This window comes from Lactococcus sp. FSL K6-0773 (assembly GCF_038006485.1).
Taxonomy (GTDB): domain Bacteria; phylum Bacillota; class Bacilli; order Lactobacillales; family Streptococcaceae; genus Lactococcus; species Lactococcus lactis.
Map to the genome: position 1 here is coordinate 1,637,065 of NZ_JBBOVF010000001.1, position 23,145 is coordinate 1,660,209.

The window sequence follows — 23,145 nt, forward strand, 5'->3', positions numbered from 1 at the left end:
CAAATTTTAATCGTGCAATTTTTCATATCCCTTGAATACACTCATAAAATCAATTTAAATTATTATCATTTATTTATGAAAAACTAAATCACTTAGAAGTCCATAAATGTTAATTCTACGATAATTTTTAGTCTTTGACAAGTTGGCTGACCGTCAAATAACTTTTACAAAATCCTCAATCCTTTTTACGATTACGAATGACAAAGCCTTGATTCTCTTGCTTTTTAGTCTCTGTTTGCTCAACTTTTTTACGAGGATTCCGTTTTTTCATTGTAAATTTTTTATCAGAATCTTTAGCTGGATTTTGTTTTTTATTGTCTGTTTTTCTCTCTTGAGATTTTTTACTGACAGAAACTTTTTTATTTTTGTCAGTAACTTTTGGTTTTCTGTCAGTAGATTTTTCACGAATTTTAAAATCTTTTCGAGCTTCTGATGAATTTTCCGAACGTTTGTCTTCTTTAGTAACTTTCTGTTCATCACGCGCCCGATTTCGATTACGATTTCTCTTACGACGTGGCTTATCAAATCCTTGCTTCAACTCTTTTTCGGTAAAAAGTTTCTCAGAAACAAAAGCTTCATCTTTTGTCCGAATCCGCCGTAAAACAAAATAAGCACAACCGTAATTACAATATTCATTGACATAATCTTCAAGATGATCAATTTTATTGTCTGCCAACATTTTTCTACGACTGGTTGAGAAAAAACCCTTCAAACGTAATTGCTCAAATCCCCAATCTCCCACAATATAATCATACTTATCTAAAACATCAGAAAAACGTTGTTCTAATTTTTCCGCATCAAAAGCCTCACGATAATTATGAACAATATGAAAAGTTCGTTGTCCAACTTGAACAACTTCCCCTACTGCCATAACATGTTCGCCAGGATATTTATTATAATTTAACTTACTTTCGTCTATTACTTTAGCCATTAATTTTTCTATTTCTATTTATTTTTAAAATGTTCTGCTACAATTTCTCGTAAGAAATAAGGGAATAAAATTTCTGATTTTCCCAATTTTTTCAATAAAGGGAAATACCAAGCAAACAAATATTGGTCAGGTAAAACAATTTGATAACTCTCTTCATCAGAAATTTTTTCAAGTGACTGATTTTCCGAATTTTTTATGTAAAAATCACCTTCGCGTGGCTCAATTCCATGAAATATAAGAGAACCAAATGTTTTTCCACGAAAACCCATTCCTTGAATTTTTTGGGTGGCAAGGAAATCCGAAACATCCATAATTTCAAGCAAAACTTGTCTAAGTTCTTCACCTGTAAATGTGAAACGAACTAAACGAATCGAATGGGGTAAAAATTCATGTAAATCATCTAAAGTTAAATGATTTGGTAATTCATCTGTCACCAACAAACCGGAATTCATGAGACAAAGTTTTGTATTTCCATAATCCGCAAAGATTTTTGCCAAATAATGACTTCCCTTGAAATCCGGAAAAACATTAGGTAAGGCTTTAGGTAAATCAGCAACGACTGTTCCCTCTAAGAGTTTATGGCCTCTCAGTTCCCAACCATTGGTTTCTACCAAATCCGATTTCCTTTGAGGAAGCGTATTGGTTGCTATAGCTTCAATTTGTGCATCAACTAATTGATTATTTTCATTAAAAGTTAAATCAATTTGCCCCACATATTCGCCGTAGCGTCCAGCAGCTGCAAGAAGGGTTTGATTAACTTGAGCACCATGTTCAAATAAATGATGTGTATGAGCTCCAATAATCAAGTCAATCTCATCATAGTCCTTCGCAATTTGCTCATCAACATTCTTACCCAAATGAGAAAGCAAAATGGTAAAATCACAATCCAGTTTTGGTAAAAGTTCATCTAAAACCACAAAAGGGTCTGACAATTCCCAGCCCGCCTGTGGATAAGCAAAAACATAAGGGGCTGTCAAACCAATTAATCCAATTCGTAAGCCAAATGAAGTCGTGACTATCAAAGGCTCAGATTGTGCAAAATTTGTCGCCAAATTTGACAAGAGAACAGGAAAATTAGCTTCATCATAGAGATGAGAAAGCATCTCATGTGTCAGTCCTAATCCCTCATTATTACCTATTGTCGCCGCCGTCAAATCTAAACGATTCATCAATTCAACATTAAATTGTCCCTCTGTTGCCTCCGTCAAAGGATGAACCCGATCCACATTGTCACCCAAGTCAAAAGACAAACTTTCAACTTCTTCATGTGATTTTTCCGCAAAAAAACGCTCAATCACAGGGAAACGTTCCAAGTGAGAGTGTAAATCATTCAAATGGAGGATACGCAGTTTATTCATAATACTATTCTATCATAATACCCCAATACAGCACAATAGAGGGGGAAAAATCTATTTTATACAATTACGCAACAAAAGCGCTACCTAAAGTAGCACAATATACAACATTTTAAACGTAACAAAAAGCGTAAAAAACAAGAACGTAGTAAAAAGCGTAGTAAAACATCATTAATTTTTGCGAAGTGGTACTCTCTTAATATTTAAATTTGTTATAAAAAACACCGTTATCGATGCAGTTTTTTTAGTAAAAATTTTATTGAAACTTATGATGTGATTTTAGCCAATTAAATAGACGATGTATCAAGGGTTGAACCACAAAAAAGAATAAAGGGATAGCTACAATAGCTGAGCGAGACCAATTTATTAAGTAACTTATGAAAAAGTGATTTTCAATGTAGTTATGTGTTAAATAAGTTGAAATAGCCATTATTATTGTGCTATTGAAAATGATGACAAGAAGTGGGAAACTGATGTCTTTAGAAATATTAGATAACCACTGAGATTTATTATGAAGTAATCTAACAACTGGGACTGAAAATATTTTTTTTACAATATAAACTGCAACAAAAATAACAGGAAATATGAATAATTCCTTTTTTACACTATAGTTATAAATACCAAATCGCCAGAGCATATTATAATTTGACATAAAAAAAACCATTGTAGCCATAATTACTAAGCCAATAGTTTCCGGATGATGGATAACTCTTTTTAACACTTTATTTCCTCTATAAATATTTATTGAATAATTATTTTAACTTTCTAACTAAATTATATACTAATAATACTAAGAAAACCAAAATTATGAATCAATACATATATTACTTCCCTAACTATTTGTTAAAAGTGTTCAATAATTAGTATTTAACTATTCTAACCTACTCTAAAAAATGCAATAAAGGAAAGTTCTCCCCTTTTTGCCTACAACCGAGATTAAAACGCCATTTTAGTGTTTTGCCCCCCTATATAAAAATTTTCAAAATTGGTTTTTCACGCAAGACGAGATCTATATGTGTGATCTCCCTGTAAAAAGTTATGGGTAGGGTTAATATAATTGATGAACAACATATTCAATAATTTCTTCGTTTTCTGTTAACTGATTGTGCTGAGTATTTATTCCATCAAATATTTTCTCGTGGTAGCTGGAAATATTATTGTAAATTTTACTACTTGAAAGTGCACTAGTGAGAGGTACAACCCCATCACCGTTATTCTTATAGTTTCCTGCAATTGAGATCATTCGCAAGCTATGAGGGATTTTCCCTTTTTTGTTTATCATGCGCCTTAACATATCTGTTTCGGTTAACGAAGAACTATTGGGATAAGGGTTGGCATTTGAATCAAGATAATTATATGGTGTACCCAATGTGATAAGGTTTTTCATTTGTGATGTTGACTTCTGTGTCATTTTTTCCAAGTAGATTGTCCAGACTAATCCTCCATTAGAATGCCCCAATGCATTATAAAAATCGAAAGAATAGAGGTGATGAGCTTTTTTCATAGCTATATCAGTCCATTCTGCCTGTTTCTCTACCCCTTTTTCCGAACTATCTGAAAAGCTTATTACAATAAAAGGATCAATAGATTTTTTGCTTAAAGAAGATGTCCATTCTGTAGTGCCATCAGTCTTAACATTAATTTTCAGAATATCTTTTTTCCCAACTTGTTTCATTAACTCATTCATGAAACTATCAAAGCGATTTCCATTAGCGTCAGTTCCTGGTATTAATATCAAGGGGGCTTGTTTCTGAGCCACTTTTTGTTCAGATTTATATTTTATGGAGATATAAGTTGATATTGATAATAAAACAACTAGTATTATCAGCTGGAAAATTACTATTTTTTTGTGTTTTATTTTTTTGCCCTCAATTCATTTAGGATACTATTATAGCATAGCTACTAAGGCTAAACAATATTTCGTTTTACTAGCTTTCGCCTAATTTATAAGCAAGTGAAACTTAAGATTGCTATAGTATCTTCCTCAGAGCAATAAAGCATCTACAGATGCCCTAGCAGTTTGCTTGTGACAAACATAAGATTTATAACACAGGCAATATGAATAGGCTTTAAAAGCTTCTGTTCGCAAAAATAAAAAGCGCTATTGCGCTTCTTAAATTACTTTAATTTGGATTAAGCTCCTGTTGACCCAAATCCACCAGTCCGTTCTTCTTTTTCTTGATTTTCATCACCATCAGCGACCAAGAAAGGCATGAAGACTCCCTGAACCACGCGCTCCCCTTTTTCAATTACGACTTCTTCATCAGTGAAATTACGCATCTGCATAAACATATGCCCTTCATTATCAGGATTATTATAGTAATCCTTGTCAATAACACCTACTGAATTGATTAAAACCAAGCCTTTTTTACGAGGATTTGATGAACGGTCATACATATAAAGTACTTCATCTGACTGCATATAGGCCTTCAAACCTGTTGGAATTAATTTAATTTCCCCTGGCGCAAAACTAACGGTTTCAGCTGCTTCAATGTCATAACCTGCTGAATGTTCAGTTGAACGTTTTGGTATATTAATTCCAGCATTTTTATATTTAGTTACCACTTCAAATCCACGAATTTTCATCTCTTACCTCATTTGTTTTTTTCTATTATATCATAAAAAAAGCACTCAGAGAGCGCTTTTCATTTAGACTTCTTCAGCATTTGTTTCGATGAGATGTTGATACCAGTAATAAGAATCCTTCGGTATCCGTTTCAATGAACCTTCCATTGTTTCATCTTGGTCAACATAGACAAAGCCATAACGTTTTTGGTAGCCATTTAACCAAGAAAGGAGGTCAGTATAAGACCAAGTGTGATAACCAATGACTTTTGCTCCATCCGTCATCGCTTCTTTGATTGCTTTAACATGACTTTCTAGATATTTGATTCGATAATCATCATGAATTTTTCCATCTTCAACTTTATCATATTCGCCCAAGCCATTTTCTGTAATCATCACTGGAATACGATAACGAGAAGTGATACGACGAAGTGCAATTCTCAGGCCTTCAGGGTCAATTTCCCAATCCCAATTTGTTCGGTCAATAAAAGGATTTTGAATTTTTTTATGGAGGCCTGGAATTCCTGATTCTTTGGTTGTTCCTTTTTTACCACTTGTATTAAAGGAACCGACTCCAACTCCTCCGTCAACTGGATTCCATGCGTTAGTAGCTGTCTGGTAATAATTAATACCTAGAAAATCAGGTTTAGCTGATTTCAAAAGTTCAGCATCCCCTGCTTCAAATTCAGGTGCTAGCCCATTTTCACGTAAATAAGCCATTGCCGCAATTGGGTATTCTCCGTAAAGATAAACATCTATCCAAAAGTGACTATAAAGCTCTTCTGCATTTTCAGCCGCTAAAACATTGAGTGGGTCAGAATCCTTAGCATATTGTGGCGTATAGGCAAACGAAGGGCCAATTTGTCCATCCATTTCAAGTTCATGAAATTTATTGATTACCGCAGCATTTGTCAGATTAGCAATATGATTGACCTGATAAAAAAGTTTCATATCTCTTTTTCCAGGTGGGTGAGTCGCGAGTGACCAACCTTGACTTGTAAAAATATTTTGTTCATTAAGCGATACCCAATATTTTACTTTACCTTTAAAAGCATTAAACAAAACTTCAGCATAGTTAACAAAATCTGCAATAATTTCTCGTGATTCCCAACCACCATATAAATCTTCTAAGGCTTGGGGCAAATCCCAATGATAAATCGTGACAATTGGTTCAATCTCATTAGCAATCAACTCATCAATCAAATCTTCATAGAATTTCAAGCCTGCTTGATTGACTTCGCCACGTCCGTCAGGTAAAATCCGCGTCCAAGCAATTGAAAAACGGTAGGATTTAAGTCCCAACTCTTTCATTAAAGCCACATCTTCTTTATAGCGATGATAATGATCAACAGCGACATCCCCATTCGTTCCTTTAAAAGTCTTGCCTGGAATACGGACAAAATTATCCCAGACACTGGCTTTTTTGCCATCTTCAAAAGGCGCTCCCTCAACTTGATAGGCTGCCGAAGCCGAACCCCATAGAAAATCATTTGGAAATGCTTTTAATTTTTTGTGCTCCATTTTATTCCCCCATTACTTGTTTATAGTCTATATTATAACATTTGTAACCGTTTTATTTTGTTTTATCTTTTGGAATTTGTTTTTTTATTTTTACGTGATTATCCTAAAAAAGTTGTCTTAAAAGACAACTTTATTTTCTTGATTTTATTTTTATATCTTTATGTGCTTGTTGATTTTCTGCTTCTATTTTGTTGGCTTTCTTTTTTTGGCTGCGTGCAATAAGAATCATTGCCAAGCCAATTAAAACGATTGCTAAACCAAGCCAGTTATGATAAGCCACAAGCAATAGACCTAAACTGATAAAAGCGATGCCCCAGGTACTCATACAACACTCACATTAAAGAAGACAGCTGCTCCAAATGAGCTTCCTTTAATTAGCTGTTTAGCCATTGCTGCGTCAGTCGTTGCATCATCTGTCGGTGTTTCAAAGAAAAGTTTTAATCCTTGTTTTTTTGTATGTTTAAAGCCATTTTCTTCTAAAAGTTGAATAATTTCTTTTTGCATCATTGCAGAATTTACGAGTATCATAGTATTTCCTCCTCTATGAGTGTTTTTTATCACATCTGATAAGGTTTATATTATAAATCTTACCAGATTTAACAAAAAATGTGTAGAGCAAGTTTTCTTACTTGCTCTACCATTAATTTCAAATTTAGTCGAGTTCAGTTTCTTCCAACTTGTTAGCTGCGATAACGAATGGTACCCAGATAACAAAGGTAATGATCAAGTTGATAATTGTAAGGACAATTGCCCGCCAGTCAAAACCGGTTGCCATGAAGGCATTCATAATTGGTGGTGTTACCCATGGCACAGCATTGACAACTGGGTCAACCAAGTGAAGGGCTGTTGCAGTGTAGGCAATGATTACAGAAATCAATGGAGCGACTGCAAATGGAATAAAGAAGATTGCATTCAAGACAACTGGCAGACCGAAGAGGACTGGTTCGTTGATGTTGAAGATACCAGGTGCAAGTCCGAGACGTCCAACAATCTTGTAGTCTTTACGTTTAGAGAAGAGGATGATTGCAATAACAAGTGTAATTGTACCACCTGATCCACCAAACCATGCAAAGGCGTCCCATGAACCACGTACCCAAAGGTTAACGTAGTCACCATTAATGGCATGTGCTTTATCAACCGCACCTTTAGCAATCAAGTCACGGATACCTTGTGAGTGAACTTGGAAGTAGAGGGCTTGGTTATTAAGTCCAAGAGGTCCCCAGATACCATCGAGTACTGGTGCCAAAACGTTTGGTCCGTGAAGTCCGAAGAACCAGAAGACTGAAACAAAGAGTGTAACAATCAGTACTGAGAAGATATTTTGTGACAGAATTTGGAATGGCTCTGCGATATAGTGGGTAATCAGGTTAATGACAGAGTCATTTGTCAATTTACCAATAATGTAGTAGATTAGACCAACGATATAAAGTGCTGCAATTGTAGGAATGATTGCTAAGAAAGCTTTTGCTACTGCAGGCGGAACTGATTCTGGCATCTTAATTGTGATGTCAGCAAGCATGAGTTTTGCATAAATAATAACTGCAAGGGCACCCATAATAATAACTGTGAAGTAAGCTCCAGCATCGAGGTGAGCTGAGGCAAAGAGTGGTTTCCAAGCGGCAAGTCCTTGATCACCAAGAACGCCATTAAGCTTGTCAGTTGCTGCTACACCAGCTTTACCTGTACCAAGGGCTGCTGTAAATTTACCCATTTGGTTTGGCAAACCTGCAAATAAGGTTGCAACTGATACGATACCACCAGCGAGGTCATTGACTCCGTAAGCGCGGGCCAAATTGTAACCCCAAGAAATGGCAAAGATAAGACCAATAACTGTCAGTGTTCCTTGGTTAACAAGGGCTGAAATATTGTTCAAATCACCAATGATTGGTGTATTAGCAAGTGTCCAGACTTTCTCTGGTGCTAATTTTGAGAATGCTGTTGCTCCCAACATCATTTGTTGGATAGCTGACGGGAATGTTGTCACGATAGCTGAAATCATGGCAGCTAAGGCACCAGCAAGTGTTGCTGGCAACATACCGATAAATGAGTCACGCAGCGCAACTAGGTGTTTTTGAGACCCAATCTTTGCCGCAACAGGGACGAGATATTTCTCCATCCACGCAGTAATTCCGTTCATGGAATTCCTCCTTTATAATATAATAATAAATAACTTTCAAAAAAACTTTTTGAACATAATTAAGGTTCTGTCAGTACTGACAGGCATAGATTATCGATTATTTTTTGCTCTCGATAAGTTTAAATGAGCTCCATGGTTTTAGGAAATCGAGTAGGAATAATTCATCATCTGCGATACGTCCAACCACATTGACTCGACCATCATTTTCCATTTCACGTAAGGCGGTTTGAGTCTCACCTTTATATTGACCATAGCCTTCGTTGTCAATAATGACATCGCCACGTTGAATTTTATCAGTATCGTGAGCGGGGAATTCAAGGTCTTTATAAGTGATTCTTGTCATTGTTGAACGGAGCATGTAAGCTGATTTATCACCACGGTAGCTATGTGTCGCTTCAAAAAGACATTTGCGTTCATTTTCGCTGATTGTTTCACGTGGAACGACTTTAATCTCAGGCATGCTTGCATTAAATGCTTGGCTCATCGCTTTAAGTTCTTCTTCGCTCGCATAAGCATTGGCAATAGTCACATCATCAATTCCACCGAGGAGTTTGTAATGTTTAACTTGTGTCGCAATTTCAAGGCTTCTGTGGTCTTCAAGAGTACAAAGGCCATCTTGAGTTGGCCAAGGGCCAAATGTTGCTGCTTGCGAATTGACAAAGGCCATGGTGTTTAAATTATAGCCCTTGAATTTTTCTGTACATTTAAGATAATGATTAAATTCCAATCCTGTGTAACGATGTGGGTAGAAATTGTGACTTCCCAACAGTTTTTCAGTATCAGGTGAGTAATCCATTATTGAATCAACATAGGTTGTTCCCTGACTCATGTTGATTTCAATTTTGATTCCGTAAGGATTTCGGGTCATTCTGGCTTCTTCGGCTCCTGTGAATCCTATGTCAAGTCGAACTCCATCTGCACCCATTTCATGGAAAAAGCTGAGGTCATCATAACTAATGTTAAGTTGTGTAAAGAGACCTGGATTGATATCCACCATGACTTCCATTCCTAACTGATTGGCGTAATCAACAACTTTTTTGAAAGCTGCAAGAACCCCTTCTTTATCTCCATCAATTTCGAGTAAAGAAGTGAAGACACGCTTAAATCCATATTGATGCGCTAAATCAAGATAAGCTTTATCTGCCTCAAAATTTGAGCGTTCTGGATAGATAGATACCCCTAATTTTCCCATTTTTTTCTCCTTTTTCTTATTTGTTTATTTCCTTTTTTTATTTCTGAAATAAACCTTAAGTCTATGATAAGGCTTTCATTTCATTTTTGCAAGCGATATCATCTTAAAAAAAACATGTTTCTTAAATTGAAACATTAACGATAAATTCTCATTTTTAGATAGGTTTAACGCTTTCTTTCGTTAAAATCTTTAAAATAAGGCGAATTGACCTATATCAATTTTTGTCAGTAATATCAGTGTAACAAACAAACTACTCCTCCCACAATATTCTAATTTTTTAATTTCTTTAATTTTTATCAAAAAAGTTACTGACAAAGCTGTCAGTAACTTTTTTAAAAATATTCACGAAGAATCGCCTGATTCTCTTTTAAAATTTTTGCCGTAAATTGGCCAATGGTCATTTTTTCTCTTTTTCCTTCTCCGAGACTAATATTGTTTTCAGGAATAATTTCGTCAGTAATTTCAACTGAAAAATCGGACTGACCGTGTACTTTTAAAAATTCCTGTAAGTTAACAATTCGTGCCTGCATATAAGGAACAAGTTTAATTTCTGCTCGCTGTGGCTCTGTCAGTTCTTCTTCAAGGAGAATATCTGAGGGTGCTTGCCAACTAATTTCCGAAAATGAACCAGCATGGCTTGAAATAAAACGATAAAATGCTTGTTTTGCCTCGTCAGTCAAAGTTATCAGTTCTTTGATAACAAATGTCATTTCTGAAAATTCATAGAGAAGATAGCCCAAAGCCTTACTATTTTCGCGATAAATCGCACAGTGAGGTTGTGATTTAAAACTGAAAAAGTAAGACCAAAGTTCTGGAGAGCGAATAAGTGAGCCTTGATTATCAGCCTTTTGATGAACTTCTGTCAGTACTTTAAAAAGGGCTGTATTTTTACTGACAGAAAATTCACTAGCATTTTCATCATCAAACTCAAACTTTTCTCGACTAATTTCGCCCGCACTTCTCTTACCTTTAGGAAAATCTTGAGCTGCTAGTCGATAATGTTTTTGATTAAAAGCATAATGATAACCAAATTTTTCATAAAAAGCATATGAAAATGGTGCTAAATATGAAAAAATCACTCCTTTTTCATAATTATCTCGCAAACTTTTGGTCATTAATTGTCGAATGGCTCCATTGCCTCGAAACTCAGGATAACTGGCAACATAACCAATTCCAGAAGTTTTGACTTCTTGATTTTTCCAATAAACATTAAAGTGTGAGTCAATCACCATTGACGTGAGTCTTTGATTTTCGTAGTGGCCATAAGGAGTTGAAAATTCAAGTAATTTGTCAAAAGCTTTTGCCCGTTCCTTTGTTTTAGGCTTATGAAAGGCATAAGTTGCCAAATCTAAAAATTCTTTATTATTTTTTGTATTCGCATTCATAAATTCATTTTAACACAAATTTGTAGGAATAAGAAAACATTTTTGTTAACGTTTACTTTTTTGATTTTTCTAATCGTCCAATAGAAAAACAGCCAAAATCGGCTGTTTCAAATCAAAATTTTAATTTCTTCGAGACCAAATATTTAGCCCAAAATTACTGACAGCTTTCAGTATCTTGTTCTTAAGAGAAATCAGTACTTTTTAATTCTTTCCAATTCAAAATCATCATTCAAGGCTGATTCTGTCAGTAAAGTCAAACAGTAAAACTGAAAATTCAGTTTAGTATTATAATCTTTCCGCCTAGCTTATCACTAAAAATAAAGCGCATGAAAACAACTTATTTCTTTGTAAATCTGAAAGTCTTAAAATTTTCATTGTCTGACACTTTACTTATCTTGCTCTACCGCCATTGTAAGCTCGAGTGACATTATCCAAAACAGCAACCATTTGGCGCTTTTTAAAACGTCCCAAGAAAAAACCAACGGCTTTGTCGTTAATCATTTGAATAAAACCATTTGATGTTTGGTTCTCTTCAATGACCACCTGAGTGCTCCGGTCATCAATTTTATGCAATTCCCAGCGAGTACTGAAAGTATTGCGATTTGTTTTAGTCGTAAAAGCGTAAATGCTTGGTTCTGTCAGTTCTGTAATTTTAATACTTCCTCTTTGGTTTTTCCCAAAACTCTTACTATATTCATAACCATTTAAGCTTCTAACTTTCGGACGTTTCCCTGTATTTTTTTCAATGTCAAATAGACACGAATCAATTATTTTTTCAAAGATAAATTCTCTCGGGGCATCAACTATTTTATCAATTCTCATCTTTTTTTCTCCCTCAGCAAGTTTTTTAACTAAGTTTATTCTAACAAGATTAAAGATTCTTTGCAAGCACTTTCATGTTTTCAAAAGCAAAACATATTTTTACTTGAAAAATGGTAAACCGATAAAGAGAACCAAGAGAATAACAAAGGCGCCTGTTGCAAAAATACGGTATTGTTTGGGAATAGATGGAATGAAAGCCTTAGGAGCAAAAATTGCTGACAAAAGCAGTCCACCAATTGCCCCGCCAATATGTGCCCAAATGCTTACATTTCCTAAAGAAAAGAGATTCATAACCAAGTTAGCAACAATCAACACAGTAAACATTCGACCGATTTGTTGTAAAAATGGATGTTTTGTAAAAAATGCTAAACCAACAACTGCCGCAAAGAGGCCAAATATAGAAGTGGATGCCCCTGCCGAAACCACTCTAGGTGTCAAAAGAAAAACCATGGCATTACCAAAAATTCCTGACAAAAGATAAATCAGAGTAAAACGTAGCCAACCAAAAACATTTTCAATTTGCCGACCGATGAAAAAGAGCGTCGCCACATTTAATAAAACGTGTGCCCAACCAATATGGATAAAGAGTGCCGTAAACAAACGCCACATTTGGCTTGGGTCAAACAGCATAACTTGACCAAGTATGGCTCCACTATTGAACAAGTTGATTGCTGAAGTTGCCGATATTCCGTAAGTAAAAAATTGCCATAACCAAACTAAGAGTGTGATAATTGATAAGATATAAGTTGCCTTGTAACGTGTAAAATCTCGTTTAATTTCATTAAAATTCATTATTTTTTCTCCCTATAAAAAGTTCTTGTACTGCGATGTCATGGCTTTCCGCCTCAAAATCCATTTTTTGAAAATCATAAAGTACAGAGGCCGTTGTTCCCTCAAAATTAGCCAAATACCGGTCATAATAACCACCACCAAAACCGATTCGATAACCCTCATCATTCCAAATTAAGCCTGGAACAAGGATAAAATCAGGCTCAACCGCAATTTCAGATTTTGGCTCAAGCAAGCCAAATTTTGAGCGAACAAGATTTTCTTTATCATACTTGGCAAAAATCATTTGACGCTCAGGTAAGCATTTAGGAATCAAAATTTCTTTGTCGTCAGATTGGTCGAAAAGTTCTGTCAAATTAAATTCAATTGGCATTGACATATAAAGCGCTATTTTTTTTGCAGATTTCCATTTTGAGGAAGCGGTTAACTGCTTTAAAACATCCTTATTCTGACGCCTTTTCTCGTAGTCTGAAAAATTTTTTAACATTTGTAATATTTTTTTACGGTTTTCTGCTTTACTTTCCATATTAACTATGATAACATGAAAGTGTAAGTTTTTGTTTTACGATTAGTTCTGTGCTTTTGGGTTCATTCCTATTCAAGAAATTAGATTTACAAATTTATAAATAAGGAAGTACCAAAAATGGCACAAGGAACTGTTAAATGGTTTAACGCAACTAAAGGCTTCGGCTTTATCACTACTGAAGAAGGAAACGACGTTTTCGCTCACTTCTCAGCTATCCAAACTGATGGATTCAAAACACTTGACGAAGGTCAAAAAGTTACTTTTGACGTTGAAGATGGCCCTCGTGGACCTCAAGCTGTTAACATCCAAAAATAATTACAGCTTTAAATAAAAATCACTGACAGTTTTGTCAGTGATTTTTTTATTGTCAATTTTACTGACAGACTATTTTTCGTAAGCCTTTACAAATAATTCATATTTTATCAAAAATACTATTGTAAAAACGATTAAAATGGGCTAAAATAAAGAAATCAACTTAGTGTATTTAGGGAAAAAATGAAAGATTTAACTAAAGGAAATATTTTAACAGGACTTATTGCATTTACTTTGCCCTTACTTATGGGTAACTTTTTTCAGGTCCTCTATAACACGGCAGATACTCTGATTGTCGGTCAAACCTTGGGAAAAGATGCTTTGGCTTCCGTTGGAGCGACAGGCTCTATCAACTTTTTAATTGTCGGCTTTGCTCAAGGAATGACTGCTGGTTTGACAATTTTAACGGCCCAACGTTTCGGGGCAAAAGATGAGTTAGCCATAAAAAAATCCTATGTCACGGGCCTCTACTTTACAATTGCGATTTCTATTTTGCTCAGCATATTGTCCCTTATTTTTGTGGGACCTTTGCTTCAAGTTATGCAGACCCCAAGCCAAATTTTTGAAGGTGCCAAGACCTTTCTAAGCATTATGTTAGGCGGAATGATTGCCACTAATCTCTACGCTTATCTGTCTAATGCTCTAAGGGCTTTGGGCGATTCTAAAACACCATTATATGCTTTGATTGCTGCCTCAATTTTAAATATTGCCTTTGAATATTTTGCTATTTTAGTCTTAAAATTAGGAATTGCTGGAGCAAGTGGAGCAACAATTTTAGCCCAAATGATTTCGGTATTATTTCTTTTTTGGCACATCAAACGAAAAGTTCCCGAATTTCAAATTTCAAAAAATTTATGGCGGCTAGATCGTGCCGAAATTGTCCACCATGCTAGACTTGGTATTCCAATGGGCTTTCAATCAAGTATTATTGCCATCGGCTCTATCACGCTCCAAGTCGCTTTGAATAAAATGGGAACAAATGCTGTCGCTACCCAAGCCATCGTTTCTAAAATTGACCAATTTGCGATGCTCCCGATGATTTCAATCGGCCTTGCCATGGCAACCTTTGGAGCACAAAATTATGGGGCTAAACAGTACAAACGAATTAATCAAGGCTTAACATGGGCTCTTACAATTGCTGTCGGTTGGTCAATTATCTTTGCCATTATCTTAAACCTTGCTCACTTCTATTTCACCACTGCTTTCATTTCAAGTAGCCAAACAGCCGTTATTGAGATGTCGAGTCACTATTATCTTGTGAACGGAAGTTTCTATTGGTTGTTAGCCATTTTATTCGTTACCCGCTCAACAATTCAAGGCTTAGGTAATGCCAAGATTCCAACATTGTGTGGCTTTGCAGAGCTTTTCATGCGGGCAGGAGTCGCTATCATTGGTGTTCTTTTACTCAATTATACGGTAATTATCTCAAGTAATCCTGCCGCTTGGCTGGGTTCAACCTCTATCTTAATTCCAACAACCATCCGCATGATTAAACGTTTTAGACAAAATCAGGATTTAGCATAAAACCGCCACTTAGGGCGGTTTTTCTTTTAAATTTACTGATAGATTTGATTTAAAATTTCTGTCAGTAAAATATCATCAAACTCATTGATAAGCTTTGGGTAAAATAAATTGACCCGCTTCCTCAAATTCTTTAGCAACTTTCAGTAATTCAATTTCAGAATTTTTTGGTCCCCAAAGTTGAATTCCAAGTGGCAGATTCGTTTCTTCATTAACATAAACGGGCAGAGAAAGCGCAGGCTGACCCGTTAAATTACTGATGAAGTTATAAGGTGTAAAAGCTAATGAACGCTCAAAAGCGGCTTCAATAATCTCTATTTGTTGTTCAAATTCATATTGGCTAATTTCTGACATTTCTTTTAATACTTCCGCTGTCATTAATTCCTGACCAATTTTAGGGGCTGTTTTAGCAGTTGTTGCCGTCAAAAATAAATCATAATCTTTATAAATTTTGTCAGTAAAATCTCTAGCCGCAAGATCCCACTGAGCTAAAGCGTTGATATAAGAAGACACCGGAGCTTTTCTTCCGGCTTCTAAAAGTGCATAAGTCAAAAGTTCAACATCTTGGCTTGTCAATTTTCGTCCGGCAGCCCGTTCCCAAGGTTCTAACATGGCCACTGTTTCAGCCGCATTCATACGATAATAAGACTGAATCAAAGGACGAGCTTCTATGGGAAAATCAACTTCTGTCAATTCATGACCTTGACGCTCTAAAAACTCTACTGCCTTTAGGCATGCATTTATGGCGTCTTTTGATAATTCAATTCCAAAAATCGGGCTTTGGAGTGAATAAGCAATTTTCAATTTTCTTGATAAATTATTGCTGACAGCTTGGCCAGTACTTTTAGTGAGCGCTATAAGTTCTTTTTCGTCCAACAATTTTGCCTGATAAGGTGCTGCTTCTTGTAGGGTTTGCATTTCAAGCACAAAACGAGCCGTATCTCGCACAGATACAGTAAGAGCTCCAGAAATCGATGCTCCTTGCCATCCTCGGTAAGAATCAGGCCCTTGTGGCATCCGCCCTCTCGTCATTTTAAGTCCAATCAAGCCCGAAAATGAGGCTGGAATCCGAATCGACCCACCGCCATCTGAAGCTCCAGCAATTGCAAACATCCCAGAAGCCACGGCAGACGCCGCTCCGCCAGAAGACCCTCCCGAATAATAAGCTTCATTCCAGACATTTCGTGTATCTCCGTAGAGTTTTGAATCAGAAATGTTTTTAAAGCCAAACTCTGGAGAATTCGTTTGTCCAAATGGCGTGAAACCAGCTTCTAAGAGTCCTTTAACATAGTTGTCATCCTCTGATGCCACATTCTCTGAAAAGAGGTGAGAGCTAGCCGTATCAGGCAATCCTTTATGAGTTTGTCCCAACATTTTCAAAGCAAAAGGAAGACCAGCAAAAAAACCTTGACTCGTTAAAGCTAAATCAGCTTTTGCCTTTTCTAAATCATAAGCAACAATCGCATTGTAACGCGGATTGAGCTTTTGAATCTTGTCATTTGTCATTTCTAATAACGCTTTGGCAGAAAGATTTCCTGATTTTAATTGCTCCGCCCAATAAGTTGCATCTTTAATTTCAAGCATGGTTCTCCTTTAAAAGCTGAGTTTTATATATTTGCTGACAAACTCATTCTGCCAACATTTTACCATACTTATCAATCATAATAAAAAATATCCGTTCCAAATTAGGACGGATATTTTTATTATTATAACTGGCAAAACAAAATAAAGTTTTCATATTGCTGTCTTCCACTAACTTATGACCGAATGAAATGTAAGATAGCTGTTTCATACAGCTGATCCTTAGAAATTATCCAATTCTTGATACAAAAGTTTTTGCGCAACCGTTGGGTTAGCTTGTCCTTTAGTTGCTTTCATTAATTGACCAACCAAAGCTTTCGCGGCATTTTGCTTCCCACCACGATAATCTGCTACAGATTGTTCATTCTTAGCAAATACATCATGAATGATTGGCAAAAGCACTGCAGGGTCAGAAATTTGAACCAAACCAGCTTTCTTGACAAATTCTTCGGCAGAACCACCATTTTTTGCTAATTCAATAAAGACTTTTTTAGCAATTTTTGAAGAAATTGTTCCATCTGAAATCAAACGAATCATTTCTGTCAGATTTTCTGGAGTCAAGCCAATCTCATGAAGTTCTTTTTTCTCACTATTCAAATATTGAGCCACTTCACCTTGCAACCAGTTTGACACCAATTTAGGGTCAGTATCAAATTTAATCGCTTGATCAAAGAAATCAGAAACTTCTTTAGTTGCGGTCAATTGACGAGCATCATAATCAGACAAAGCTAAATCATTAATATAATGCGCACGTCTTGCTTTAGCCGTCATTGGAAGACTCTCACGCATTTGCTCAATCCATTCGTCAGAAATTTCAAAACGAGGGACATCTGGCTCTGGGAAGTAACGATAATCAGAAGCGCCTTCTTTAACACGCATCAAAATTGTTTCACCCGTTTTGTCATTAAAACGACGCGTTTCTTGACGAATTTCGCCACCAGCGCGCAAAATCTTAGCTTGCCTGTCGACTTCAAAGTCCAATGCTTTTTTGACATTGCTAAATGAGTTCATGTTTTTAACTTCTGTCTTTACACCAAAAGCTTCTTGACCATAAGGACGGAGCGAAACATTGGCATCACAACGCATTGAACCTTCTTCCATCTTCACATCAGAAATTCCTGTGTAAAGAATGGCTTCTTTAAGTGCTGTCAGATAAGCATAAGCTTCCTCAGGAGTGCGCATGTCAGCTTCTGAGACAATCTCAATCAATGGTACTCCTTGACGATTCAAATCGACATAAGAATAACCATCCGTTCCGTGCGTATTTTTCCCAGCATCTTCTTCTAAATGAGCGCGCTCAATGCGAATCGTCGCTTTATGGCCATCTTCAAGTTCAATTTCAATGGAACCATTGTAACCAATTGGCTCATCAAATTGTGAAATTTGGTAAGCTTTGGGATTATCAGGATAGAAATAATTTTTGCGGTCAAAATGCATTGATTTGTGAATATCCATATTCAAAGCAAGAGCCGCTTTAATTCCGCTATCAATTACCCCTTTATTCATTACTGGTAAAACACCAGGAAGTGACCAGTCAATCACATTTGTATTTGTATTAGGGTCTCCACCAAATTTTGTTGAGGCGGGACTGAAAATTTTTGAGTTTGTACTTAACTCAACGTGGACTTCAAGCCCAATTACTGTTTCAAAGTTCATTATTGCACCTTTCCAAAAATAATCGGTTGTTTTTTGTGGAAATCAGTAGTTGCTTCAAAAGCCGCCGCTACTTGATAAATCGTTTCCTCATCGTAACGTTTACCAATCAATTGCATTCCCACAGGTAGTCCATCGGCAAAACCAGCAGGAATTGAAATTCCTGGAAGGCCAGCTAGATTGACTGGAATTGTCAATAAATCCGCCAAATACATTGAAAGTGGATCATCAACACGTGCTCCCAAGTCCCAAGCTGGTGTCGGAGTTGTTGGGCCTAAGATTAAATCATATTTTTCAAAAACTTTTGCAAAATCATTGATGATTAAAGTACGAACTTGACCTGCTTTTTTGAAATGTTTATCATAAGAACCTGCTGAAAGACTAAAAGTTCCTAACATAATTCGACGTTTAACTTCTGAACCAAATCCTTCAGAACGTGATTTTACATACAAATCTTCAAGATTTTTGATGTCTTGTGCACGATAACCGTAACGAATACCATCAAAACGTTGAAGATTTGAGCTGGCTTCAGAAGAGGCAATAATATAATAAACTGCAACACCATATTTACTGTGAGGAAGACTAACTTCTTCAACAATGGCACCCAATTTTTCCAAATGTTTAGCTGCTGCCAAAATTTGTTCTTTTACTTTTTCATCAATTCCTTCACCAAAATATTCTTTAGGCAAAGCAATCTTCATTCCTTTAATGTCTTGACCAATTTTACTTGTAAAGTCAGGAACTGCAACATTTGATGATGTACTATCATTTTTATCAAAGCCAGAAATGACATTCAAAAGTTGAGCATTTTCTTCGACTGTTGGCGCCAATGGACCGATTTGGTCTAATGATGAAGCAAAAGCAATTAAACCAAAACGACTCACACGACCATAAGTTGGTTTCAAACCAACAATACCATTGAATGCGGCAGGTTGGCGAATTGAGCCACCAGTATCTGAACCCAATGATAAACGAACTTGACCAGAAGCAACTGAAGCCGCAGAACCAGATGAAGAACCGCCAGGTACTTTTGTTTGATCCCAAGCGTTTTTGGTTGGCTTAACTGAAGAATTTTCACCAGAACCACCCATCGCAAACTCATCCATATTGAGTTTACCAATTGTAATTAACCCAGATTCGCTCAATTTATTCGCAACCGTTGCACTATAAGGTGGAATCCAACCTCCAAGAATTTTTGAGGCAGCTGTTGTTTCAATTCCTTCTGTAACAATATTATCTTTGACAGCAATTGAGATTCCGTCAGTCACAACGTCTGGATTAATTCCACGAGCATCAATTGCGGCGGCATCTTGCAAAGCTTTTTCTTCTGTAATTTTCAAAAAAGCATCAATTTGTGGTTCACGTGCAGAAATATCAGAAAGCGTTGCTTTTGTCAGTTCAAGAGCAGAAATTTCTTTATTTACAAGTAGCTCATGAAGCTCTTTGATTGATTTGTTATTGTATGACATTAAGCATCTCCTCCATCAGAAAGCATTGCTGGAACTTTGATAAAGCCGTCTTCTTTTTCAGGAACGGCTGCCATGAGTTTTTCACGGTCAAGTCCTTTTTCTGCCACATCATCACGCATGAAGTTGAGATTATCTGCCACATTCATAGTAAATGGGACACCTTCACCATCAACTTCATCTAACATTTCAACCATATCAATGATTTTTCCAAAAGTATCGGTAAATGATTTTACTTCATTTTCCGAGAATTCAAGCTTTGACAAAAGCGCCACGTGCTTGACTTGTTCCTCTGTAATTTGACTCATATTTTCAATCTCCATTTTTTAGAGTTTATTCTTGTTAATTATAACAAAAAATCGGCATTTTAACAGTCTGTCAGTGATTTTAAACCATTTACCTTCATTTTTTTACTGATAGAACTTTTTGTCAGTAATTATAAATCTGTAATCGATAATCTTTATAAGACACAAACAACTCCCATCTGAGATAGGAGCTGTTTGTGAAACTAAATAGTACTCTAACCATGTATGTGGCTTCTGTCAGCAAGTTCAACCTTCTGACCTAACCTGATAGGATTTTGATTAAAAGACTTATAAAGCACCAACGCGAGTCGCAAGCGAATGATAAAAGGGCGAAGCGCTAACATGAATTCACTAGTAACTTTCACGTTCTAAACTAATAAAAATTTGTTTAAAACTCTTATAAAGCACAAAAAACTCCCATCTGCGATAGGAGCTGTTTGTGAAGCCGAAGTCTAAGCGCTAAAGCACTAAGAACCTTACATGGCTTCGCTGGTAATTTTCACATTCTAAACTAATAAAAATTTGTTTAAAACTCTTATAAAGCACAAAAAGCTCCCATCTGTGATAGGAGCTGTTTGTGAAGCCGAAGTCTAAGCGCTAAAGCACTAAGAACCTTACATGGCTTCGCTGGTAATTTTCACATTCTAAACTAATAAAAATTTGTTTAAAACTCTTATAAAGCACAAAAAGCTCCCATCTGTGATAGGAGCTTTTTGTGAAGCCGAAGTCTAAGCGCTAAAGCGCTAAGACCCTTACATGGCTTCGCTGGTAATTTTCACATTCTAAACTAATAAAAATTTGTTTGAAATTCTTATAAAGCACGAAAAGCCCCCATCTGCGATAGGAGCTTTTTGTGAAGCCGAAGTCTAAGCGCTAAAGCGCTAAGACCCTGGCTTTTAGAAATTACGTCCTGCAAGTTTATCAAATAAACCAGTATTAAGAACTTTAAGATAAGTTCCTTTCATACCAAGTGAACGTGATTCAATTACACCAGCAGATTCGAGTTTACGCAATGCGTTAACAATGACTGAACGTGTAATCCCAATCTTGTCAGCAATGACAGAAGCGATAACATGCCCTTCTTCACCATCAAGCTCTTCAATGATTGCTTTAACAGCTTTCATTTCTGAATATGAAAGTGTGTTAACAGCCATAGTTGCCATGGTGTCTTTACGGATATTTTCTTCCATTTGTTCAAGTTTAAGATTTGAGAGTTGAACACCAATTACTGTTGTTGCAAGTTCAACTAAGACCAAATCATCATCAGTGAATTCGCCGTCTTCACGCCACATGATAAATGTTCCCAAACGCATTCCAGAACCATAAATAGGTGCTAAAGTTGTCACACCTTTTGGAAAATCGCCAAGGCTTTCTTCTGGGAAGATTGCTAATGGACGGTCAACAGGAACGTTTGCCATTGTATCGTAGATACGTACTGCCGCACGAACATATTCATCAGGCAATTTACGATCATAGAAAAATTGGTCAACACGGTCATTGTTTGTATTATAAGGCAATGAGTAACCAAGCAACTCGCCCTTCGTATTAATCACACATGCATTGCAATCAATGACGTTTGCCAAGCGTTCAGTCATACTGTTATATGGCAACTCTTGTTGCAAATCGGTCACTCCATCTTGCAAAATCGCGGTGATTTTACGTGTTTTTTCAAGTAATGTAGCCACTTTGTTCTCCTATTTTTTTATATTCTTGTTTTTATACAAAATTTTTCATAATCAGTATAACATAAAAAAGCATGAAAAACAATAAAAATTGTCAGAAAATTACTCTCAACAAAAAAAGATATACGAATTATTCATACATCTTTTTCTATTTATTATTTACGATATTGCCAAAGGAAACGTTCCATTTTTTCTTGTATTTCCGCTAATTCGTCCACACGAGGCAGATAAACAATTCGGAAATGGTCTGGCTCTTTCCAATTAAATCCTCGACCATGAACAAGCAGGATTTTTTCCTGCTTCAAAAAGTCCAAGACAAATTGTTCATCATTATCAATTTTATACATTTCTCTGTCAATTTTAGGGAAAATATAGAAAGCTGCTTGAGGTTTGACCGCAGATAATCCTGGAATATCATTGATGGCCTTATAAATGAATTCTCTTTGTTCATAAACTCGTCCACCCGGCAACAGCAATTTATCAACCGATTGAGTGCCACCAAGTGAAGTTTGTACGACTGATTGAGCTAAAACATTGGAACAAAGTCGCATTGAAGCCAGCATATTCAAACCTTCAATATAACCCTTGACATGTGATTTTTCACCTGACAGAACCATCCACCCCACGCGGAATCCCGCAATGCGGTGTGATTTTGAGAGGCCATTCATTGTGACCACAAAAAGATCTGGTGCCAAGCTAGCAATCGGAACATGAACTGCTCCATCCATAACCAATCGGTCATAAATTTCGTCAGAGAAAATAATTAAATTATTTTCTCTAGCCACTTGAACAATTTCAAGCAATAAATCTTTAGAATACAGCGCACCCGTTGGATTATTAGGATTAATCAAAACAATGGCTTTTGTATTACTTGTGATTTTTGAGCGAATATCATCAATGTCAGGGAACCAACCAGCCTGTTCATCACAGAGGTAATGAACAGCTGTTCCTCCAGCTAAGCTGACAGAAGCCGTCCAAAGCGGATAATCAGGCATAGGAATCAAAACCTCATCCCCTGTGTCCAAAAGTCCCTGCATGGCCATAACAATCAATTCAGAAACCCCATTACCTGTGAAAATATCATTGATATCAAGATTAGGAAAACCCTTGAGCTGACAGTATTGCATAATCGCTTTACGAGCCGAGAAAATCCCTTTAGAATCTGAATATCCTTCGCTATCCACAGCATGTTGAATCAAGTCACTAATGACTTCATCAGGAGCAAGAAAGCCAAATTCAGCTGGATTTCCTGTATTCAATCGAAGAATTTTTTCACCATTGGCTCGCATTCTTTGTGCTTCATCCAATACTGGACCACGAATATCATAGCTGACATTATCAAGTTTATGCGATTTTTCAAATTTTCTCATTATTGACCTCCGTAATATTATGAAGTTTTGAT

At 36.3% G+C, this 23,145-nt stretch carries 22 protein-coding genes; 2 read left to right on the top strand and 20 right to left on the bottom strand.

All coding sequences use genetic code 11. From position 1 onward, the window contains the following. Window positions 1–175 precede the first annotated feature (175 nt). The 14 genes from MHB61_RS07920 to MHB61_RS07985 form a co-directional block, all read right to left on the bottom strand. Window positions 176–931, bottom strand: a complete 756-nt coding sequence (locus MHB61_RS07920; RefSeq protein WP_003129753.1) for a YutD family protein — start codon at window positions 929–931, stop codon at window positions 176–178. Window positions 932–945: 14 nt separating this feature from the next. Then, entirely contained in the window at window positions 946–2,289 is a 1,344-nt protein-coding gene (locus MHB61_RS07925; protein WP_137016417.1) for a bifunctional metallophosphatase/5'-nucleotidase, read from the bottom strand. Between the two features lie 253 nt (window positions 2,290–2,542). Next, window positions 2,543–3,007 carry a hypothetical protein gene (locus tag MHB61_RS07930; RefSeq protein ID WP_003129751.1) on the bottom strand — a complete coding sequence of 155 codons (465 nt, stop codon included), beginning with the start codon at window positions 3,005–3,007 and terminating at the stop codon, window positions 2,543–2,545. A gap of 327 nt (window positions 3,008–3,334) precedes the next feature. Further along, window positions 3,335–4,045, bottom strand: coding sequence for an alpha/beta hydrolase (locus MHB61_RS07935; protein ID WP_137016419.1), 711 nt, complete (start codon window positions 4,043–4,045; stop codon window positions 3,335–3,337). Window positions 4,046–4,419: 374 nt separating this feature from the next. Beyond that, window positions 4,420–4,872 (bottom strand): dUTP diphosphatase, encoded by a 453-nt coding sequence (locus MHB61_RS07940; RefSeq protein ID WP_003129749.1) that lies wholly within the window; start codon window positions 4,870–4,872, stop codon window positions 4,420–4,422. 63 nt (window positions 4,873–4,935) lie between these two features. Continuing rightward, window positions 4,936–6,372, bottom strand: coding sequence for a glycoside hydrolase family 1 protein (locus tag MHB61_RS07945; RefSeq protein ID WP_003129748.1), 1,437 nt, complete (start codon window positions 6,370–6,372; stop codon window positions 4,936–4,938). Window positions 6,373–6,502: 130 nt separating this feature from the next. Next, the gene (locus MHB61_RS07950) at window positions 6,503–6,697 is read right to left on the bottom strand and encodes a hypothetical protein (RefSeq protein WP_012897017.1); all 195 of its coding nucleotides are present in this window, start codon (window positions 6,695–6,697) and stop codon (window positions 6,503–6,505) included. Beyond that, window positions 6,694–6,900 (bottom strand): hypothetical protein, encoded by a 207-nt coding sequence (locus MHB61_RS07955; RefSeq protein ID WP_010905174.1) that lies wholly within the window; start codon window positions 6,898–6,900, stop codon window positions 6,694–6,696. Before MHB61_RS07955 ends, MHB61_RS07950 begins: the two co-directional genes overlap by 4 nt. 124 nt (window positions 6,901–7,024) lie before the next feature. Then, complete coding sequence (locus tag MHB61_RS07960) at window positions 7,025–8,509, bottom strand: PTS sugar transporter subunit IIC (protein ID WP_014570350.1); 1,485 nt, start codon at window positions 8,507–8,509, stop codon at window positions 7,025–7,027. Window positions 8,510–8,606: 97 nt separating this feature from the next. Further along, window positions 8,607–9,701, bottom strand: coding sequence for a DUF871 domain-containing protein (locus MHB61_RS07965; RefSeq protein ID WP_003129742.1), 1,095 nt, complete (start codon window positions 9,699–9,701; stop codon window positions 8,607–8,609). A gap of 332 nt (window positions 9,702–10,033) precedes the next feature. Beyond that, window positions 10,034–11,086 (bottom strand): GNAT family N-acetyltransferase, encoded by a 1,053-nt coding sequence (locus MHB61_RS07970; protein WP_014570349.1) that lies wholly within the window; start codon window positions 11,084–11,086, stop codon window positions 10,034–10,036. A gap of 390 nt (window positions 11,087–11,476) precedes the next feature. Next, on the bottom strand, window positions 11,477–11,908 hold the full coding sequence (locus MHB61_RS07975; RefSeq protein WP_003129739.1) for a DUF3284 domain-containing protein: 432 nt from the start codon (window positions 11,906–11,908) through the stop codon (window positions 11,477–11,479). Between the two features lie 99 nt (window positions 11,909–12,007). Beyond that, window positions 12,008–12,700 (bottom strand): rhomboid family protein, encoded by a 693-nt coding sequence (locus MHB61_RS07980; RefSeq protein WP_003129738.1) that lies wholly within the window; start codon window positions 12,698–12,700, stop codon window positions 12,008–12,010. Next, on the bottom strand, window positions 12,690–13,223 hold the full coding sequence (locus MHB61_RS07985) for a 5-formyltetrahydrofolate cyclo-ligase (RefSeq protein WP_003129736.1): 534 nt from the start codon (window positions 13,221–13,223) through the stop codon (window positions 12,690–12,692). Before MHB61_RS07985 ends, MHB61_RS07980 begins: the two co-directional genes overlap by 11 nt. Window positions 13,224–13,340: 117 nt before the next feature. Between MHB61_RS07985 and MHB61_RS07990 the strand changes: the two genes are divergently transcribed. Beyond that, a complete protein-coding gene (locus MHB61_RS07990) occupies window positions 13,341–13,538 on the top strand; it encodes a cold-shock protein (protein WP_003129735.1) in 198 nt (65 codons plus the stop codon). Window positions 13,539–13,718: 180 nt separating this feature from the next. Further along, window positions 13,719–15,059, top strand: coding sequence for an MATE family efflux transporter (locus tag MHB61_RS07995; RefSeq protein ID WP_003129731.1), 1,341 nt, complete (start codon window positions 13,719–13,721; stop codon window positions 15,057–15,059). Between the two features lie 81 nt (window positions 15,060–15,140). Here MHB61_RS07995 and MHB61_RS08000 read toward each other — a convergent pair whose 3' ends face one another. From MHB61_RS08000 to MHB61_RS08025, 6 genes are all read right to left on the bottom strand, one after another. Further along, window positions 15,141–16,640 carry an amidase family protein gene (locus MHB61_RS08000; RefSeq protein WP_003129729.1) on the bottom strand — a complete coding sequence of 500 codons (1,500 nt, stop codon included), beginning with the start codon at window positions 16,638–16,640 and terminating at the stop codon, window positions 15,141–15,143. Window positions 16,641–16,859: 219 nt separating this feature from the next. Then, entirely contained in the window at window positions 16,860–18,293 is a 1,434-nt protein-coding gene (gatB, locus tag MHB61_RS08005) for an Asp-tRNA(Asn)/Glu-tRNA(Gln) amidotransferase subunit GatB (RefSeq protein ID WP_003129725.1), read from the bottom strand. After that, window positions 18,293–19,759, bottom strand: a complete 1,467-nt coding sequence (gene gatA, locus MHB61_RS08010; protein WP_003129724.1) for an Asp-tRNA(Asn)/Glu-tRNA(Gln) amidotransferase subunit GatA — start codon at window positions 19,757–19,759, stop codon at window positions 18,293–18,295. The genes gatB and gatA overlap by 1 nt, the downstream gene beginning before the upstream one ends. Then, complete coding sequence (gene gatC / locus MHB61_RS08015) at window positions 19,759–20,064, bottom strand: Asp-tRNA(Asn)/Glu-tRNA(Gln) amidotransferase subunit GatC (RefSeq protein WP_014570348.1); 306 nt, start codon at window positions 20,062–20,064, stop codon at window positions 19,759–19,761. Before gatC ends, gatA begins: the two co-directional genes overlap by 1 nt. Before the next feature lie 893 nt (window positions 20,065–20,957). Continuing rightward, window positions 20,958–21,746, bottom strand: coding sequence for a GTP-sensing pleiotropic transcriptional regulator CodY (gene codY / locus MHB61_RS08020; protein ID WP_003129722.1), 789 nt, complete (start codon window positions 21,744–21,746; stop codon window positions 20,958–20,960). Between the two features lie 152 nt (window positions 21,747–21,898). After that, window positions 21,899–23,113, bottom strand: a complete 1,215-nt coding sequence (locus MHB61_RS08025; RefSeq protein ID WP_003129721.1) for a pyridoxal phosphate-dependent aminotransferase — start codon at window positions 23,111–23,113, stop codon at window positions 21,899–21,901. Window positions 23,114–23,145 lie beyond the last annotated feature (32 nt).

Excerpts from the sequence above, each read along its gene's own strand:
- MHB61_RS07920 (WP_003129753.1), bottom strand. The coding sequence starts at position 931 with ATGGCTAAAGTAATAGACGAAAGTAAGTTAAATTATAATAAATATCCT.
- MHB61_RS07995 (WP_003129731.1), top strand. The coding sequence starts at position 13,719 with ATGAAAGATTTAACTAAAGGAAATATTTTAACAGGACTTATTGCATTT.
- MHB61_RS07990 (WP_003129735.1), top strand. The coding sequence starts at position 13,341 with ATGGCACAAGGAACTGTTAAATGGTTTAACGCAACTAAAGGCTTCGGC.
- MHB61_RS07970 (WP_014570349.1), bottom strand. The coding sequence starts at position 11,086 with ATGAATGCGAATACAAAAAATAATAAAGAATTTTTAGATTTGGCAACT.
- MHB61_RS07985 (WP_003129736.1), bottom strand. The coding sequence starts at position 13,223 with ATGGAAAGTAAAGCAGAAAACCGTAAAAAAATATTACAAATGTTAAAA.
- MHB61_RS07940 (WP_003129749.1), bottom strand. The coding sequence starts at position 4,872 with ATGAAAATTCGTGGATTTGAAGTGGTAACTAAATATAAAAATGCTGGA.
- gatB (WP_003129725.1), bottom strand. The coding sequence starts at position 18,293 with ATGAACTTTGAAACAGTAATTGGGCTTGAAGTCCACGTTGAGTTAAGT.
- MHB61_RS07950 (WP_012897017.1), bottom strand. The coding sequence starts at position 6,697 with ATGAGTACCTGGGGCATCGCTTTTATCAGTTTAGGTCTATTGCTTGTG.
- MHB61_RS07945 (WP_003129748.1), bottom strand. The coding sequence starts at position 6,372 with ATGGAGCACAAAAAATTAAAAGCATTTCCAAATGATTTTCTATGGGGT.
- MHB61_RS08025 (WP_003129721.1), bottom strand. The coding sequence starts at position 23,113 with ATGAGAAAATTTGAAAAATCGCATAAACTTGATAATGTCAGCTATGAT.
- gatA (WP_003129724.1), bottom strand. The coding sequence starts at position 19,759 with ATGTCATACAATAACAAATCAATCAAAGAGCTTCATGAGCTACTTGTA.
- MHB61_RS07960 (WP_014570350.1), bottom strand. The coding sequence starts at position 8,509 with ATGAACGGAATTACTGCGTGGATGGAGAAATATCTCGTCCCTGTTGCG.
- MHB61_RS08000 (WP_003129729.1), bottom strand. The coding sequence starts at position 16,640 with ATGCTTGAAATTAAAGATGCAACTTATTGGGCGGAGCAATTAAAATCA.
- MHB61_RS07975 (WP_003129739.1), bottom strand. The coding sequence starts at position 11,908 with ATGAGAATTGATAAAATAGTTGATGCCCCGAGAGAATTTATCTTTGAA.
- gatC (WP_014570348.1), bottom strand. The coding sequence starts at position 20,064 with ATGAGTCAAATTACAGAGGAACAAGTCAAGCACGTGGCGCTTTTGTCA.
- MHB61_RS07965 (WP_003129742.1), bottom strand. The coding sequence starts at position 9,701 with ATGGGAAAATTAGGGGTATCTATCTATCCAGAACGCTCAAATTTTGAG.
- MHB61_RS07925 (WP_137016417.1), bottom strand. The coding sequence starts at position 2,289 with ATGAATAAACTGCGTATCCTCCATTTGAATGATTTACACTCTCACTTG.
- MHB61_RS07955 (WP_010905174.1), bottom strand. The coding sequence starts at position 6,900 with ATGATACTCGTAAATTCTGCAATGATGCAAAAAGAAATTATTCAACTT.
- MHB61_RS07980 (WP_003129738.1), bottom strand. The coding sequence starts at position 12,700 with ATGAATTTTAATGAAATTAAACGAGATTTTACACGTTACAAGGCAACT.